The 15063-nt window shown below is 57.8% G+C and carries 15 protein-coding genes; 6 read left to right on the forward strand and 9 right to left on the reverse strand.

What is annotated here, in order from left to right; translation table 11 throughout:
* Positions 1 to 70: 70 nt before the first annotated feature.
* Positions 71 to 1528 carry an Asp-tRNA(Asn)/Glu-tRNA(Gln) amidotransferase subunit GatB gene (gene gatB / locus ACYVHC_RS00840; protein WP_460611763.1) on the forward strand — a complete coding sequence of 486 codons (1458 nt, stop codon included), beginning with the start codon at positions 71 to 73 and terminating at the stop codon, positions 1526 to 1528.
* Positions 1529 to 1688: 160 nt separating this feature from the next.
* Here gatB and ACYVHC_RS00845 read toward each other — a convergent pair whose 3' ends face one another.
* Positions 1689 to 2666, reverse strand: coding sequence for a hypothetical protein (locus ACYVHC_RS00845; RefSeq protein WP_460611764.1), 978 nt, complete (start codon positions 2664 to 2666; stop codon positions 1689 to 1691).
* Positions 2667 to 2799: 133 nt separating this feature from the next.
* Positions 2800 to 3408, reverse strand: a complete 609-nt coding sequence (locus ACYVHC_RS00850) for a helix-turn-helix domain-containing protein (protein WP_460611765.1) — start codon at positions 3406 to 3408, stop codon at positions 2800 to 2802.
* 358 nt (positions 3409 to 3766) lie between these two features.
* Here ACYVHC_RS00850 and ACYVHC_RS00855 point away from each other — a divergent pair, with 358 nt between their 5' ends.
* A complete protein-coding gene (locus tag ACYVHC_RS00855; protein ID WP_460611766.1) occupies positions 3767 to 4909 on the forward strand; it encodes a redoxin domain-containing protein in 1143 nt (380 codons plus the stop codon).
* A gap of 109 nt (positions 4910 to 5018) precedes the next feature.
* Here the strand turns inward: ACYVHC_RS00855 and ACYVHC_RS00860 are convergent, their stop codons facing one another.
* From ACYVHC_RS00860 to ACYVHC_RS00870, 3 genes are all read right to left on the reverse strand, one after another.
* On the reverse strand, positions 5019 to 5885 hold the full coding sequence (locus tag ACYVHC_RS00860) for a hypothetical protein (protein ID WP_460611767.1): 867 nt from the start codon (positions 5883 to 5885) through the stop codon (positions 5019 to 5021).
* 72 nt (positions 5886 to 5957) lie between these two features.
* Positions 5958 to 6479, reverse strand: coding sequence for an acyl-CoA thioesterase (locus tag ACYVHC_RS00865; protein ID WP_460611768.1), 522 nt, complete (start codon positions 6477 to 6479; stop codon positions 5958 to 5960).
* A gap of 94 nt (positions 6480 to 6573) precedes the next feature.
* A complete protein-coding gene (locus ACYVHC_RS00870; RefSeq protein ID WP_460611769.1) occupies positions 6574 to 7227 on the reverse strand; it encodes a protein-L-isoaspartate(D-aspartate) O-methyltransferase in 654 nt (217 codons plus the stop codon).
* A 208-nt stretch (positions 7228 to 7435) separates the two neighbouring features.
* Between ACYVHC_RS00870 and ACYVHC_RS00875 the strand changes: the two genes are divergently transcribed.
* The 3 genes from ACYVHC_RS00875 to ACYVHC_RS00885 all read left to right on the forward strand — a co-directional run bounded on the left by ACYVHC_RS00875 (position 7436) and on the right by ACYVHC_RS00885 (position 9825).
* On the forward strand, positions 7436 to 8851 hold the full coding sequence (locus ACYVHC_RS00875) for a sugar transferase (RefSeq protein ID WP_460611770.1): 1416 nt from the start codon (positions 7436 to 7438) through the stop codon (positions 8849 to 8851).
* 126 nt (positions 8852 to 8977) lie between these two features.
* Positions 8978 to 9568, forward strand: a complete 591-nt coding sequence (locus ACYVHC_RS00880; RefSeq protein WP_460611771.1) for a riboflavin synthase — start codon at positions 8978 to 8980, stop codon at positions 9566 to 9568.
* Between the two features lie 56 nt (positions 9569 to 9624).
* Positions 9625 to 9825 carry a hypothetical protein gene (locus ACYVHC_RS00885; protein WP_460611772.1) on the forward strand — a complete coding sequence of 67 codons (201 nt, stop codon included), beginning with the start codon at positions 9625 to 9627 and terminating at the stop codon, positions 9823 to 9825.
* 58 nt (positions 9826 to 9883) lie between these two features.
* Here ACYVHC_RS00885 and ACYVHC_RS00890 read toward each other — a convergent pair whose 3' ends face one another.
* The 4 genes from ACYVHC_RS00890 to ACYVHC_RS00905 all read right to left on the reverse strand — a co-directional run bounded on the left by ACYVHC_RS00890 (position 9884) and on the right by ACYVHC_RS00905 (position 12740).
* On the reverse strand, positions 9884 to 10480 hold the full coding sequence (locus tag ACYVHC_RS00890) for a phosphatase PAP2 family protein (protein ID WP_460611773.1): 597 nt from the start codon (positions 10478 to 10480) through the stop codon (positions 9884 to 9886).
* Positions 10477 to 11436, reverse strand: a complete 960-nt coding sequence (hemF, locus tag ACYVHC_RS00895; protein WP_460611774.1) for an oxygen-dependent coproporphyrinogen-III oxidase — start codon at positions 11434 to 11436, stop codon at positions 10477 to 10479. Before hemF ends, ACYVHC_RS00890 begins: the two co-directional genes overlap by 4 nt.
* Before the next feature lie 209 nt (positions 11437 to 11645).
* On the reverse strand, positions 11646 to 12167 hold the full coding sequence (locus ACYVHC_RS00900) for a hypothetical protein (protein ID WP_460611775.1): 522 nt from the start codon (positions 12165 to 12167) through the stop codon (positions 11646 to 11648).
* A gap of 27 nt (positions 12168 to 12194) precedes the next feature.
* Positions 12195 to 12740, reverse strand: coding sequence for a GNAT family N-acetyltransferase (locus ACYVHC_RS00905; RefSeq protein WP_460611776.1), 546 nt, complete (start codon positions 12738 to 12740; stop codon positions 12195 to 12197).
* A 115-nt stretch (positions 12741 to 12855) separates the two neighbouring features.
* Here ACYVHC_RS00905 and ACYVHC_RS00910 point away from each other — a divergent pair, with 115 nt between their 5' ends.
* Complete coding sequence (locus tag ACYVHC_RS00910; RefSeq protein WP_460611777.1) at positions 12856 to 14985, forward strand: alpha-ketoacid dehydrogenase subunit alpha/beta; 2130 nt, start codon at positions 12856 to 12858, stop codon at positions 14983 to 14985.
* Positions 14986 to 15063: the final 78 nt, after the last annotated feature.

Here is a 15063-nt window from a genome sequence, read left to right on the forward strand (position 1 = left end):
CGTTGTCTGGTAGAGGCGGCCGGATAGTGTTTATCTTGCAGCCCCGGCGGCATACCCGCCTAATTTTTCTATGGACGAAAGCATCAAATCAAAATACCAGCCCGTCATTGGCCTCGAAGTACACGCCCAGCTGCTCACGCGCAGCAAGATGTATTCTTCCGATGAGAATGAATATGGCGCGCTTCCTAATAATAATCTGAGCGTTATCACGCTAGGCCACCCTGGCACGCTGCCGCGCGTGAACTACTCGGCGGTGGAGTTTGCCATGAAAATGGGCCTAGCTACCAACTGCCAGATCCGGCGCGACAACCTGTTTGCGCGTAAAAACTACTTCTATCCCGACCTTCCCAAAGGTTACCAGATTACCCAGGATAAAACCCCGATCTGCACAGCCGGCCACGTTGATATTCGTCTGCAGGATGGCTCAACGAAGAAAATCGGCATCACCCGCATCCACATGGAAGAGGATGCGGGTAAGAGCATGCACTTGGCGGGTGAGGTAGAAACGCTGGTGGACCTGAACCGCGCCGGCGTGCCGTTGATCGAAATCGTGTCGGAGCCGGACATCCGGACGGCGGAAGAGGCCTACGCCTACCTGGCCGAAATCAAGAAGCTGGTAGAGTATCTGGGCATCTGCGACGGCAACATGGAGGAAGGATCCTTACGCTGCGACGCCAACATTTCGGTGATGCTGAAAGGTGCAGATCAGTTCGGTACCAAGGTGGAGGTCAAGAACATGAACTCCTTCCGCAATGTGCAGCGGGCCATTGAGTACGAAATTGAGCGGCAGATTCAGATGGCCGAAGCGGGCGAGGTTATCGACAGCGAAACCCGCGGATTTGACGCTACGACCGGTACTACCAACGGGCAGCGCTCCAAGGAGACCATGAACGACTACCGGTACTTCCCGGAGCCGGATCTGCCCCCGGTTATCATCGATGATGAATGGCTGCACCGCGTGCAGGCCGAGCTACCAGCGCTGCCCCAGCAGCTGTATGCCCGCTTTACCGGCGAGCTAGGCCTGTCCGATTATGATGCCAACGTACTGACGGCAGAAAAAGAGGTAGCGCTGTACTTTGATGAGCTCACGCGCCTGACTACCAACGCCAAAGCGGCCGCCAACTGGGTAACCGGCCCCGTAAAGGCCTACCTGAATGAGCGTGCCCTCACGCTGGATCAGTTCCCGCTCACGCCCCAGCATCTGGCCGACATCATTAAGTTGATTGACGAAAACAAGGTAGGCCACTCGGTTGCCAGCAAGCAGCTGTTCCCGTACCTACTCGAAAACCACACGCAAACAGCTGCCGCTGCGGCCGAAGCGCAGGGCTTGTTGCAGCAGTCGGATGTCGGGGAGCTGGAAGCCAAAATTCAGCAGGTGCTGGATGCCAACCCCGCCAAAGTAGCGGAGTACCGCGCCGGTAAAAAATCCCTGACTGGCATGTTCATGGGAGAACTCATGAAGCTGACTGGCGGCAAAGCCGACCCCAAACTGGCCAACCAACTCCTGCGCCAGAAGCTGGACGCGTAACGGTTACTACCCTTGCCCTAACACAAAACCCATCAGCTGTAAGCTGATGGGTTTTGTGTTATATATGACTATATAAAAGCGAGTTATGGGGCGGTATTACTAGGTGTGCTTTACTAGTGAAGCTATGTAGTATGCTAGCCGGTTTGAGGCATAAGTGGACCTAGCGTTGCACTACGCCGAACCGCCCGCCCGGCGCGTCGAGGATAATGGTGTGGTTACGGAAGATTTCGTTGCCGAGCATGCCGCCCATGCCGGAGAAGCGCATCAGGGTAGATTCCATCAGGCTGGTGCCTTCGATGTAGGTGACCGTGCCCAGGGGCAAAGCCGTAGCGCCGAACTGCAAGGCTACAGCAGTAGGCACGGTGTAGGACGTGAGCTTTTTGCCGAGGTTGTTCACGCTGGCAATCCGCACCTTGGCTGCCGGTTGGGCCAGTTCCTTCCAGTTGGTCTCACTGGTAAGCAGGGAAAAGGCGCTGCTACCGGAGTCGAAAAGCAAGGGCTTGGTTTGGTTTTGAACCCCGGCCTCCAGCATTACGCGGCGGCTCTCAAACTTGAGCGGCACAAAAACTGCACTGTTACGCAGGCTGTCCGCTAGGCTTGCGGCAATGCAAAACTGCTGGCGGGCGTAGTCGAGTACCAGCACATGGCCATCCAGCACGTCGGCACCCAGCGTGCCCAGGATAAAAGGAGTGGTGCTATCAGCGGGCACTTGGCTCGTGCCGTAGTTCAATACCCGCATCCAGCGGGCTTGTACCTGCCCATTGCCTAGCCCAAACTGGAAGTTGCGCAGCGTATCGGCTTGCGGCAGGAGCGTGGTGCCCGTAGCAGGGAAGCTGGTGCGAAGAGCAGCCAGTGACTTGGCATAGAGCAGAGAGGAAGGAGCACCCGTGTCAAACTGCAGGTAGCACGTACGGGAGCAACCGGGCACGGTAACTGGTACCAGCAACGCCGCGTGAGGCATAACGGGCCGGGCGCTGCTGTCGGCTAGCCACACGAAGGAACTAGTGATTGGCTGGCCCGATAAAACGAGTTGGTTGGGGGCGGGCTCGAAGCGCTTTTTAATGTACGCGTAGCCGAATACGCCGCTTACGAGGAGCAGGCCTAGTACGGTGAGGATAACTTTGGATGCGGTTTTCATATAGCAGGGAGGTAGGGTGATGTGACGGTGCTAAACTACCGGCCTTTCCCCCTCCAGCCCTGCGTCATTTTGCCGCCATTTTGCCGCCATTGTATTTAACTATCTGTCATTCAGGATTTTATGCTTAGGTCATCTAGAGTCGAATAGGATATAGGTTAAGGTTTCCTTGCTTCAGCTGCCGGGCATTATAGAGCACCACGAGCAGATTAAGGGTATACGTGAAGAGAAAAACCAGCAGAAACAGGCCGCGCAACGACACTTGAAAATAGCGAAACACTACCACCTGAACTCCGGCCGCCAGCAGGTACAGAAAGAAGCACACTACCTGCCATAGCACCTGAAACCCCAGCACGCGGCGCCCCACTTCGGCTACGAGTTCTGTATCGTGGCGGCGCTTACGCCACAGCAGAAACGGCACCACCAAATTAAGCAGCGGGAAAACCAGGAAGCTGAGCGCGCTCAGGTTAAGCAGCTCCAGATACGAGCGGTCGGGGCGAAGAGCTGGCGCAGCAGCGGCTGGAAGCGCAACAGGTATGGGCTTGGGCTCGGGTTCGGGTAGCAAGGCCTCGATGGGGACGCCCAAGGCTGCCGCCAGCGCCTGCACCGTGTGGCCCCGCGGTACGGTTTCGCCTTGCTCTACCCGCTGAATAGTGCGCAAACTCACGCCCGACTCTTCGGCCAGCACCTCCTGCGACATTCCTTTGTTTTTTCGCAAGGCCACAATGCGCGCGGCAGAAACCATAATAAGCTATACTAATAGGTATAAGTGAAGAAGCCGATTCCGGCAATTCAGCTGCCAAGATGCGTAAAAAGCGGCATTCCTACTGGTGTAGCTAGCCTTTGCTAGGGTGGCTACGGCCTGAAACCTTCTTACATGTGATAGGTGGAGTACCCGTTCAGCTAGTCGCCTGTTCATCGGTTTGGGCTGGTACGAGGGGTAGTAAAAGATTTACCGGAACCAAAGCGCCACCTCACCTGTAACAATACGTCGCTGCCTCGTCCGCAATTCCGGTTGAAATTGACAACTTGCGGTCTGTTTCCTCGTCCTTTGCCAACATACGCCGGCCCTTCGCCGGCTTGCTTCCTGAATGATGCACAAAATGAAGAGCCTTCTCTACATGGGCGCCCTGCTAGGTATGGCCAACGCCTGCAACAAGAATACAACCCCCACTACCAGCGCTGCCTCGGGCGGCGATGCGGCTTCCTACCAAGTGAACGGCCAACTGCAGAATGCTACGGCTGGCACCAAAGTATATTTAGCTGAGTTGGGTGAAACGCAGTTTGTCTCGCGCGACACGGCTACGGTAGATGAGAAAGGCCAATTCCGGTTCTCAGGCGCCTTGCCCGAGGCGGGTATCTATCAGGTAAAGCTCAACGACCAGAATCAGGTGCTGCTGGCCCTGGAAAACGGCACTACAGTAGAACTGTCCGGCGACGCTCAGAAGCTGGGCCAGAGCTACACTGTGAAAGGCTCCTCTGATTCCGAGATGCTGCAAAAGCTCAGCCTCAACTTGCAAGCCTCGCGCGAGCAGATGCAGCGCCTGGAGCAGCGCTTTAACCAAGCTGCCCAGCAAAACCGCACTGACTCAATAGCCATCCTGCAAGCCAAGGCTATGTCCATGCAGAAGGCCGGCTCTGCCTCCATTGCCCGCTTAGTGCGCCAAAACCCAGGCTCAGTGGTATCGGCGTTCGTGATGAGCAGCGTGGTAAACCCCGATGACCATTTCGCGCTGGCCGATTCCGTAGCAAACGCTGTTAAGAAAACTCGTCCCGAGTCGCGCTACACCAAGAACTTGGTGGCCCGCCTCGAACCGCTTCGGACCACCGCCATTGGCGTACAAGCCCCTGAAATCAGCCTGGCCAGCCCCGATGGCAAAGCCGTGGCCCTGAGCAGCCTGCGGGGCAAGTACGTGCTCATAGACTTCTGGGCCTCATGGTGCGGCCCGTGCCGCCAGGAGAACCCCAATGTGGTGAAGGCCTACAACAAGTTTAAAGGTAAAGGCTTTGAAATCTACAGCGTATCGTTTGACCAGGACCGGGGCAAATGGCTGAAAGCCATCCAGAACGACGGCCTGAGCTGGACGCACGTTTCGGATCTGAAAGGCTGGGAAAGTGCCGCCGGCCAAACCTACGGCATCAAATCCATTCCGCAGTCCTATTTGCTTGATCCGCAAGGTCGCATTATCGCCAAAAACCTGCGCGGCGAAGAGCTGCAAAGCACCCTGGCTTCCGTGCTGAAGTAAGCTGCTTGGTTTTAGTAACAGAAAGGCCCGCCATCAAGAGATGGCGGGCCTTTTTACTTAGTACCGGCTGCGCGCCTGGTGCGGTGTGGCAACCAGGCGCTAGGCTGGCTTAACTCATAAACATGCGCTGTACGGCTTGCCACAGCTGCTTTTTGCGGCCGGCATCGTATTCCAGCATACTGATTTCGCTAGCCCCCAGAAAAGCCGTATCCCCGTACAACAGCACCGGCTCATAGGGCTGGGTGGTGTACACGGCCACATCGAGCAGGTTTTTGCCAAACGCTAGAAACTGACGGGCTGCTAGGTGCTGGCGCAGGCTGCACAACGCTACGGGGAAGGTGGCATGCTCCACATTTACCAGCACCACGTCTTCCACAATCAGGCGCAGCGCTTTTAGCAGGTTGTTCAAGAATACATTGCGCGGCAGCTTGCGGAACTGCTCGGCCGGCAAACGTACCAGAATAATAAGGCCGTTGGCGTTGCTGCCCAGCGTGGAGAACGGAATGTGCGCCACCGGCGACTGCGTGGGCGTAGGCTGCACCCGGCCTGCCGGAGCCTGTGCGGCAGCAGGCAATGCGGCCAGCGTGAGGGTAGTAGGCAGCCGTGCCGCCTCCGGCGTCACGACCGGAGGCGTAGGAGCAGGAGGCGGCGTAGGCACAGGTGCAGCAGGTACCACGACCGGCGCCGGAAGAGGCGCGGCGGCCACGGGCGGCACGGCGGGCGCACTAGGCCTGCGTTCCGGCGGAAGTGGTGCGCCCACCGCGGCACTTGCTACCGGAGCCGCGGCAACCGGCGTGGGGTTTGCGGCAGGAGCAGGGGTAGTAGCCACAAAGGGTTGCGGTACAGCAGCTGCGCCAATTGGCGCGGCTGCTACAGCCGGCACGGACACCGGAGCTGCACTCGGTTCCGCCACTACGTATAACGACGTATCGGTATAGAAATTCTGGAAGAAGGCGAGGTTGGCGGCGGTATCCATAGTGCGTTGCTAGGGAGCAGAAAATCGGTTGCTGAAAATACAACAATCCGCTGCTTTCCCTACTGGTTTTGCTTATTCCAGTTCAAAGAGGGCTTTTAGCTCAGTGGCCTCGTGCGGGTGCATGCGGCCGCCCAGCACCAGGCGCAACTGCCGCCGGCGCAGGGCCCCGTCGTAGAGGCTGATTTCTTCTTCCGTCTCCGGTACGGCTTCCGGCACGTCAATCGGCCGGCCCGACTGGTCTACTGCCACAAAGGTGAAGAACGCTTCGTTGGACTTGATTTTGGTGCCGCTCGGAATGTCTTCGGCCCACACGTTGATGTGTACTTCCATGGAAGAGCTGAAGGAGCGGGTTACCTGGGCTTCCAGTGTCACTACGCTACCCAGCTTGATTCCCTCCCGAAATGATACGTTATCAACGGAAGCCGTTACCACGATGCGGTTGGAGTGGCGCTGGGCCGAAATGGCGGCCGCTACGTCCATCAGGTGCATCATTCGGCCGCCCATCAGGTTGTTCAGCGTGTTCGTGTCGTTGGGCAGGACTAGCTCAGTCATCCGGACGAACGAGTCTTTAACGGGCTTTTGTTTGCGCAGCATGTGCTAGGTATAGTCAGAGAGTAGAGCCGCAAAGGTAGGGCAGTCGCCCGGGATTGAGCGAAAGCGAGGCTACGCTACCGGCAACCTTTTGCAGTTATTTTCCCCAGCCGGCCTGGCCCAGTAGCGGCACAAACCGGAATTCCTCGAGCACTTGGCGCGAGAATTCCTCCTCACTTTCGCGCACTACCCGCATCATGCGCTGGGAGTGCTCGTCGCCCACCGGAATTACTAGGGCTCCGCCAATCCGCAACTGGCGCAAAAGCGGGCGGGGCAGGGTCGGCGAGCCGGCCGTTACCAGAATCTTATCAAAAGGCGCATGTGCAGGCAGGCCCAACGAGCCATCGCCGCAAAACAGGTGCGCATGCCGGTGCATGGCCGCCAGCCGGCGGGCGGTTCGCTCAAACAACACCGGATTATACTCAATGCTGAATACGTTCGGGGTAAGCTCCAGCAGCACACAGCATTGGTAGCCCGAGCCCGTTCCAATTTCTAATACCCGCTCGCCGGGTTGTACCTGCAGCAGCTCGGTCTGGTAGGCTACCGTGTAGGGCTGTGAAATCGTCTGGCCTTCGCCAATCGGGAAAGCTTTGTCCTGGTAGGCGTGGGGCTGGAAAGCGGTTTCAAAAAACAAGTGGCGCGGCACCGTACCAATAGCTGCCAGCACCCGTTCGTCGCGGATGCCTTTGCGCTGCAGTTCCTCCACCAGGGTGCGGCGCATTCCTCTGTGGCGGTACGTGTCAGCGTGCATGGTTCAGGTAAGTTAGGGCGTTGCTAGGGGGAGCAAGCTGAAAATGAGGGAAACCGGCAGCTTCACAGATTGCGGGTAATTTCTACCTTTGCGCCACTACCCCCTATCAGCTCCGCGGGCTACCAAAGCCCCGATGAATTGCAAAATTACGGCTTCCGGGCCACAAAAGTATTCCCGGCGCCGGCTTTACTGGTTTGTTTTAACTCCCTTGATTCGTACTCTCCAAAAACTGAAGCTGATAGCCGCCGACTTCGGTGCAGCCTTGTTCGCGTGGGTATGTTTTTTTCTGCTGCGCAAGTACCTACTGAGCGAAATAAACCCGGACTACCGCTTTTCGGCTGATGCCGTGTTTCTCTCGGGCTCCGCCCTGATGATTGCCGTTTTCTGGACGGGACTTTACGCCCTGATTGGAGAGTACACCGACATTTTCCGTAAATCCCGGTTGGGCGAAATTATCCGCCTAGGGCGCGTGTCGTTGCTGGGCGCCATCATCATCTTCTTTGTGCTGCTGCTCGATGACCAGGGCGTGCAGAACTACCACAGCTACTACAAAACCATCACGGCGTATTTCTTTCTGCATTTCAGCATTGCGGCAATTGTCCGGGTGTGGGCCGTGAGCAGTATTCAGCGTCTGGTGCGGGGTGGCATTATCACGTTCAACACGCTGTTGGTGGGCTCCGGGTCCTTGGCCCGCACCACTTGCCTGGAGCTGCGCAGTACCGGAAAGCACCTCGGCCTGCGGTTGATTGGGTTCTCACCCCTAGGCGATGCGGTAGATGAGCAGCTGGCTGCCGAGTTGCCTACCTGCAGCACGTATCAATACTTGCCTGGCCTAATTCAGGAGCTGCAGGTAGAGCAGGTTATCATTGCCATTGAGCCCTCGGAGCATCGTATTACGGAAGAAATTCTGACGCTGCTGGAAGGCACGCCCGCCCGGGTCAGCATCCTGCCCGACCTTTACCAGCTGTTGCTGGGCTCCGTGAAGGTCAGCCATGTATTCGGCACGCCTCTGATTGAAATCAAGCAGGATTTGCTGCCGCCCTGGCAACGGGCCGTGAAGCGTGGGCTGGATGTGAGTGTTTCCGTGCTGTTTCTGCTGCTGGCCTGGCCGGTGTATGCCTTTGTGGCCGTTATGGTCCGGCTTTCGTCGCCGGGGCCGGTGTTTTATTCTCAAGAGCGAATCGGCCGCTTCGGCAAGCCATTTTTCATCTATAAATTCCGCTCCATGTACCAGGATGCGGAAAAAGCCGGGCCAGCGTTGTCTTCTGACTTCGACCCCCGCATTACGCCCTGGGGGCGGTTTATGCGCCGGGTAAGGCTAGATGAGCTGCCCCAGTTCTGGAACGTGATTAAGGGGGATATGAGCATTGTGGGCCCCCGACCCGAGCGGCAGTATTTCATCAACCAGATTATGCAGGTAGCGCCGCATTACCGCCATCTGCACCGCGTGCGTCCTGGCCTCACCAGCCTGGGCCAGGTGAAATACGGCTACGCCGAAACCGTTCCGCAAATGGTGGACCGGCTGAAGTACGACATCCTCTACATCGAGAACATGAGCCTGGCCATGGACTTTCGGGTGGTGCTATACACGCTCAAAATCATCATCGAAGGTCGAGGAAAATAGCGGCTTTTGACATTGAAATGGGGGCAATAGCAACTGCTGTTGACCGCCGCTCAAATCAATTTCTTCGTCCTGCCTGTTTGCTTGTTCTGTACTCAGCATATCTTTCACATTCAGTTGATTTAGTACGTGTTTACTGGCATCATAGAAACCCTGGGCACCATCCGGGACGTGCAGCGCGAAGGCACCAACATTCATTTTACGGTAGCTTCCAGCTTTGCCTCAGAGCTAAAGATTGATCAAAGCGTGGCCCACGATGGCGTGTGCCTGACCGTAGTAGCCGTAGACGGTATGGCCGGTACGCACGTGGTAACGGCCATCGACGAGACCCTGCAGAAAACCAACCTCAGCCAGTGGGCGCCCGGCAAGCGCGTAAATCTGGAGCGGTGCCTGGCCGCCAACGGCCGCTTTGATGGCCACATTGTGCAGGGCCACGTGGACCTTACAGCCGAGTGCGAAGCAGTAGAGGACCAGAACGGCTCCTGGCTGTACCGGTTCCGGCATGAGCCCGGCCCTGGGCGCGTAACCGTAGAAAAGGGCTCTATCTGCATCAACGGCACCAGTCTCACCTGCTTTAATAGCACCGACGACGGCTTTAGCGTGGCTATCATCCCGTATACCTATGAACACACCACGTTTCAGGACCTGCAGCCCGGTCACCGCGTGAATCTGGAGTTTGATATTGTGGGTAAGTACGTGGCAAAATTGCTGGGTAAATAGGCAAACCAGCAGGATTGGGTTGCGTATGATTTTTATCCACCTTCCAACCCAACGCCATGTCGAAACGCGAATTAGTTGAGCCCACTCCGGGTGATAAGCGCTACGTGCGCCGCAATGAGAAAGGCGAGTTCACGAGTTCCGTGGACCTGAACCGCTCTCTTTCCCAAGATGACCGCCATAACTCCAAAGTAACCAGCAAGCCCGGCCAAGGTGACCAAGGCGACGGCCACACCGGCAACCGCAAACCTGCCAAGTAATACTAGCTTATCAAAAGCCCCTGGCACCATATGGTGCCAGGGGCTTTTGGCTTGGTTATCAGATTGCTGTCGATTCTTTGGCCATAAGCTGAGGCCACCAACGTGCTGCCAGCCGGTGGTAAGCGGTGGCGCAGGCCCAGGCCACCAACGACCCTAGTAATGCGCCGGCCAGCACATCAGACGGGTAGTGCGCGGCCAGATACATACGGCTATAGCTCACCAGCGCCGCCCATACCAGCAGCAGCACCTTGGCCACGCGGTAGCGGCTAGGGAGCACCAAATACAGAAACACGGCCAGCGAAAAGGCATTGGCCGCGTGCGACGACAGAAACCCGAACTGCCCGCCGCAACCATTCACTAAGTTCAAAGTAGTAGAAAGGTCGGAGTCGTGGCAGGGGCGTAGGCGGGCGAAGTAGGGCTTAAACAGGCGGCTGGAAATGCTGTCGGACAGGGCTACACTCAGTCCAATCATTGGGAGCAGGAGCAGGGCCCGGCGGCCATACAGGTAGCAGAGCGCCACTATAATAACAAAGTAGGCCGGAAACCACACAAAGCGTTCCGATAGGAATACCATCCAGGCATCGAGGCGAGGAGCGTGGTAGGAGTTGGCAGCTACCAGAAGCCAACGGTCAAGGTGTTGAAGTCGCTCGATCAAGCAGCAGTAGGCGGGTCGGTTAGCCAGTTCACGCCTTTGCGCAACCACTGTTGGGTAGTTGCTTCGGGCGAGCCGGGCTCGGGTTGCAGATTATAGTGCCAGGCGGCCAGGGGTGGCAGGCTCATCAGAATACTTTCGGTGCGACCGCCGGTTTCCAGGCCAAAACGCGTACCTCGGTCAATGGCCAGGTTGAACTCGGCGTAACGGCCGCGGCGCACCAGCTGCCACTGCTTTTCACGCTCCGTAAAGGGTAGCGCGGCAGTGCGGCGCAGCAGCTCCGTGTAGGTGCGCCCATACACTTCACCTACTTCCCGCACGAAGGCAAACAGCGCGTCCTGGTCGCCATCCTTGCCCACCGTGAGGCGGTCAAAGAAAATGCCGCCCACGCCGCGGGTTTCTTGGCGGTGCGTTACAAAAAAGTACTCATCGGCCCACTCCTTAAAACGCTGGTAGTAGGCCGGGTTGTGGCGGGCGCATACTTCGGCAATCTGCTCATGAAACCAGCGAGCCTGCTCCAGATCCACGTAAATCGGGGTCAGATCCAGGCCGCCGCCAAACCAAGCGTCGCCATTGCCGGCCTCAAAGTAGCGCACGTTCATGTGCGAAATGGGTGCCCTAGGGCTGCGTGGGTGCTGAACCACCGATACGCCGGTGGCGAAGTAATTGGGGTCGGGCATGAGTAGCACGCGGGCAGCGTGCTCGCTCATGGTGCCCTCTACAGCTGAAAAGTTGACGCCGCCTTTCTCAATGATGTTCCCTTCCAGCAGCACGCGCGAGCGGCCACCGCCTCCACTGTGGTGTTGCCAGGCATCTTCCTGGAAGGTGCCGGTGCCGTCCGCATTTTCCAACTGTTGGCAGAGCCAGTCCTGAAACTGACGCATCCAGTGCTCCACCGAGTCGCGGAAGCGGGGGAAGCTAGTAGGCGTAGGAAAGGGAGAAAGAGCAGGTGACAGCATGGAAATCAGAACAGCCGAGTGGGTGCTTGTTAGCCAATGCCCTGCCGGAAATCAGCTAACAACTGACCAAACGTAGGGCCGGCGCTAGTAGGAATTCTGCAAAGGTAGGGGTTATACCGCGTACAAAAAGCAACTAATGCTTGCTTCAAAAAGCAGTCCAGAGCGCTACGTTCATTGCTATTCAACCTACTGGTATGTGTGGCACTGGTCTAGGAGTGCACAACCACTTCTCTATGGAGTAATGTAGCCAGCGTTTTTGCGATGTGGAGTGCCTTTTCCTGCTGTGTATTTGCAACAACGATACCTATCGGGGACTGCTCTACCCGCAGCAAAACCTGCCACACTCTTTCAGTAGCTGTAAAGCCTACTGCTGCCGGGTGATTGTCTAGCGGCAGATGATGATTTTTTTGAACGTAACGAACCGTTACCTGTACAATGGGGGGTAGGGGCAACCAGCGGCCAAACCGCAAGCCAGCCACCCAGGTATAGCGTCGGTAGCGGAGTGATGTGAGGTTAAGTGTGAAGCCTTCGTACTGGGTTACTACAACGAGTATAATGGCTAGGCTAACTGTGGTGGCAAACCCAACTGCACCGGCCACAAAGTCGTGCAGAAAGTAGTAAGCGCACATAAATGCAGGCAGCCAAATCGCCAGAGCAGCAGCTACTCCTTTATGCCAATGCTCAGCCAAAAAAGGCCTCTGCAGCAGGCCATCATACTGGTTAGGATTCATGCACAGAAAGCGGTAGCGGTCAGGTAATTAAAATTTGCTGCTTTGATCTTCGCCTAGCGGCTTACGAAGTAGCACCAGCTCCAGCGGCTGCCGCGGAATGCCGAAACGTGTATCGCGGGGGAAAGCCATTGTTTCGCCAGTGCGCCGGAAGCCCAGGCGCTCATACCAGGCCAGCAGCTCAGTGCGCACGGATATCACCGAAATCAGGATGGCCGAACAGCCAAGCTGACGGGCTTGCTGCTCGGCGGCAGCTAGTAGCTGCTTGCCCAGTCCGCGGGCCTGCTGGCCGGGGTCAACGGAAAGCATGCCGAGGTAGAGGTCGGGGTACTGATTTTTCAGGTACACGCTGGCCAGCAGCTGACCAGCCGCCGAGCGTGCTTGCAGAATGGTAGCACCCGGCGTGTTCAGGGCCTCGCGCAGATCGTCGGCATCGGTACGTTGGCCCTCTAGCAGGTGAGCTTCGGTGGTCCAGCCTTGGTGGGAGGCCTCGCCGCGGTAGGCGCGGTTTACGAGGGCCACCAGGTCCGGAATGTCGGATTCGGTGGCAGCGGAGATAATCAGATCAGCAGACATAGTAGCACGAAGGTAAAATGATTAGGCCAGTACGCATACTAGGGTGCACTTCTGGGTTAACCCAAATATTGTGCGTCGGATGCTGTAATTTCGCCATCGAACCCACCACCCATCCATGTTCACGCAAGCCGCCCCGTCCCTGGAAACCGAAGTTACTACCACCCGGCCCGACCGCGCCACGCTGCTGCGGGCCTACCGCCTGATGCGCACGGCCGATGAGTTGGCTCGCCTCTACGAAGAAAATAAGGCCGTGACGGCCCGCTACGTACACGCCACCGCCCGCGGCCACGAGGCCATTCAGCTGGCAGCTGCCTTCCACCTCACCGGCGCCGATTATGCCGCCCCATATTACCGCGACGATGCCATGCTGCTGGGCATGGGGCTGGCGCCGTATGAGCTGATGCTTCAGCTTATGGCCAAGCGCGACGACCCGTTTTCCGGGGGGCGCACGTACTACAGCCATCCGTCGTTGCGGCGGCCGGGCGTGCCTACCATTCCGCACCAAAGCTCGGCTACCGGCATGCAGGCCATTCCAGCCACCGGTATTGCCCACGGCATCAAGTATCTGGAAAGCCAGGGACTAGCCCCCCGGGGCTCCGCAACCGAACCAGAACCGGCTGGCGCTCTGCCGCCGGTAGTGCTGTGCTCTATCGGGGATGGTGCCATGACGGAAGGCGAGGTGGCCGAGGCACTGCAGATGGCTGTGCTGCACCAGCTGCCCATTATTTACTTGGTGCAGGACAACGATTGGGGGATTTCAGCCACCAGCCGCGAAATGCGCGCCATGGACGCCTACGAGTTTGCCGCCGGCTTTAAAGGACTGCACCGCCTGCAGTTTGATGGGGCCGACTTCTTGGCCAGCTACGCCGGCATGCAAGAAGCCACTGAGTACGTGCGCCAGCGCCGCGGCCCGGTGCTGGTGCATGCTAAGTGCCCATTGCTAGGCCACCACACCAGCGGCGTGCGCCGCGAGTGGTACCGCGGCGACAACCTCGCCCAGCACACCCTCAACGACCCCTTGCCCCGCTACCATCAGCAACTCCTGGAGCGGGGCGTTACCGAGGAGGAGCTAGCCGCCCTAGGCACCGAGGCCCGCGCAACCGTGCAAGCGGACTACGAGCGTGCCCTGCAGGCTCCAAACCCTGATCCAACTACGTTCCAGGACCACGAATTCGCGCCAGCAGTTGTAACGGAAGAGCAAGGCGAGCGAAGCCCCGCCGGCGCCGACAAAGCCCTGATGGTGGATGCTGCACTGCACGCCGTGGATGACATTCTGCGCGAGTTTCCGGAGGCGTTGTTCTACGGTCAGGATGTGGGCGGCGAGCTAGGTGGTGTTTTCCGGGAGGCGGCATTGCTGGCCAAAAAGTACGGTGATGCCCGCGTGTTCAATACGCCCATTCAGGAAGCGTACATTGTAGGTAGCACGGCCGGTATGAGTGCCGTGGGAGCCAAGGCTATTGTTGAAATTCAGTTTGCCGACTACATCTGGCCCGGCCTCAACCAGCTGGTAGAAGAACTGAGCAAATCCTGCTACCTCTCTAATGGCAAGTTTCCGGTGCAAAGCCTGATTCGAGTGCCGGTGGGCGCGTATGGCGGTGGTGGCCCCTATCATTCCGGCTCCATCGAAAGCGCCCTGCTCACCATTCGGGGTATTAAGGTGGTGTACCCCAGCAATGCGGCCGATATGAAAGGTTTGCTCCGGGCAGCATTCCTCGACCCCAACCCCGTGGTGCTTTTAGAGCACAAAGGCCTGTATTGGAGCAAAGTGCCTGGCACGGAAGATGCCAAAACCACGGAGCCCGCGGCGGGCTATGTTATTCCGCTAGGGAAAGCAGCCATTGCCCAAGAAGCCGATGCCACTAAGCTCCGCAATGGTGAATCGTGCGTGGTCATAACCTACGGCATGGGCGTGCACTGGGCCAAAACAGCCAGCAAGCAGTTTCCTGGTCAGGTTGAAATTCTGGATTTGCGCACGCTCAATCCGCTGGATTGGGAGGCCGTGCAAACGGCGGTGCGCCGCCACGGTAAAGCGCTTATCCTAACCGAAGAGCCCTTGCTGAACTCTTTTGCCGAAAGCCTGGCCGGCCGTATTCAGCGGCACTGCTTCCAGCAGCTGGATGCGCCGGTGTTTACGCTGGGAGCCGCCAACCTGCCCGCCATTGCCCTCAACGTGGAGCTGGAAAAGCAAATGCTGCCTAACCCCGAGAAAGTTGCTACGGCCCTGAGTGAGTTGCTAGGCTGGTAAAACAGCTAAACCAATACCAGAAGAGGAGGCCGGTTGGTCGTTCGCTAGGGCCTAGCGAACGACCAACCGGCCTCCTCT

The sequence above is a fragment of the Hymenobacter seoulensis genome (assembly GCF_054780535.1).

Bases quoted from the DNA above. Each gene is read 5' to 3' on its own strand.
- ACYVHC_RS00855 (WP_460611766.1), top strand. From the start codon at position 3,767: ATGAAGAGCCTTCTCTACATGGGCGCCCTGCTAGGTATGGCCAACGCC.
- ACYVHC_RS00905 (WP_460611776.1), bottom strand. From the start codon at position 12,740: ATGTCTGCTGATCTGATTATCTCCGCTGCCACCGAATCCGACATTCCG.
- hemF (WP_460611774.1), bottom strand. From the start codon at position 11,436: ATGCTGTCACCTGCTCTTTCTCCCTTTCCTACGCCTACTAGCTTCCCC.
- ACYVHC_RS00845 (WP_460611764.1), bottom strand. From the start codon at position 2,666: ATGAAAACCGCATCCAAAGTTATCCTCACCGTACTAGGCCTGCTCCTC.
- ACYVHC_RS00910 (WP_460611777.1), top strand. From the start codon at position 12,856: ATGTTCACGCAAGCCGCCCCGTCCCTGGAAACCGAAGTTACTACCACC.
- ACYVHC_RS00850 (WP_460611765.1), bottom strand. From the start codon at position 3,408: ATGGTTTCTGCCGCGCGCATTGTGGCCTTGCGAAAAAACAAAGGAATG.
- gatB (WP_460611763.1), top strand. From the start codon at position 71: ATGGACGAAAGCATCAAATCAAAATACCAGCCCGTCATTGGCCTCGAA.
- ACYVHC_RS00900 (WP_460611775.1), bottom strand. From the start codon at position 12,167: ATGAATCCTAACCAGTATGATGGCCTGCTGCAGAGGCCTTTTTTGGCT.
- ACYVHC_RS00885 (WP_460611772.1), top strand. From the start codon at position 9,625: ATGTCGAAACGCGAATTAGTTGAGCCCACTCCGGGTGATAAGCGCTAC.
- ACYVHC_RS00865 (WP_460611768.1), bottom strand. From the start codon at position 6,479: ATGCTGCGCAAACAAAAGCCCGTTAAAGACTCGTTCGTCCGGATGACT.
- ACYVHC_RS00860 (WP_460611767.1), bottom strand. From the start codon at position 5,885: ATGGATACCGCCGCCAACCTCGCCTTCTTCCAGAATTTCTATACCGAT.
- ACYVHC_RS00870 (WP_460611769.1), bottom strand. From the start codon at position 7,227: ATGCACGCTGACACGTACCGCCACAGAGGAATGCGCCGCACCCTGGTG.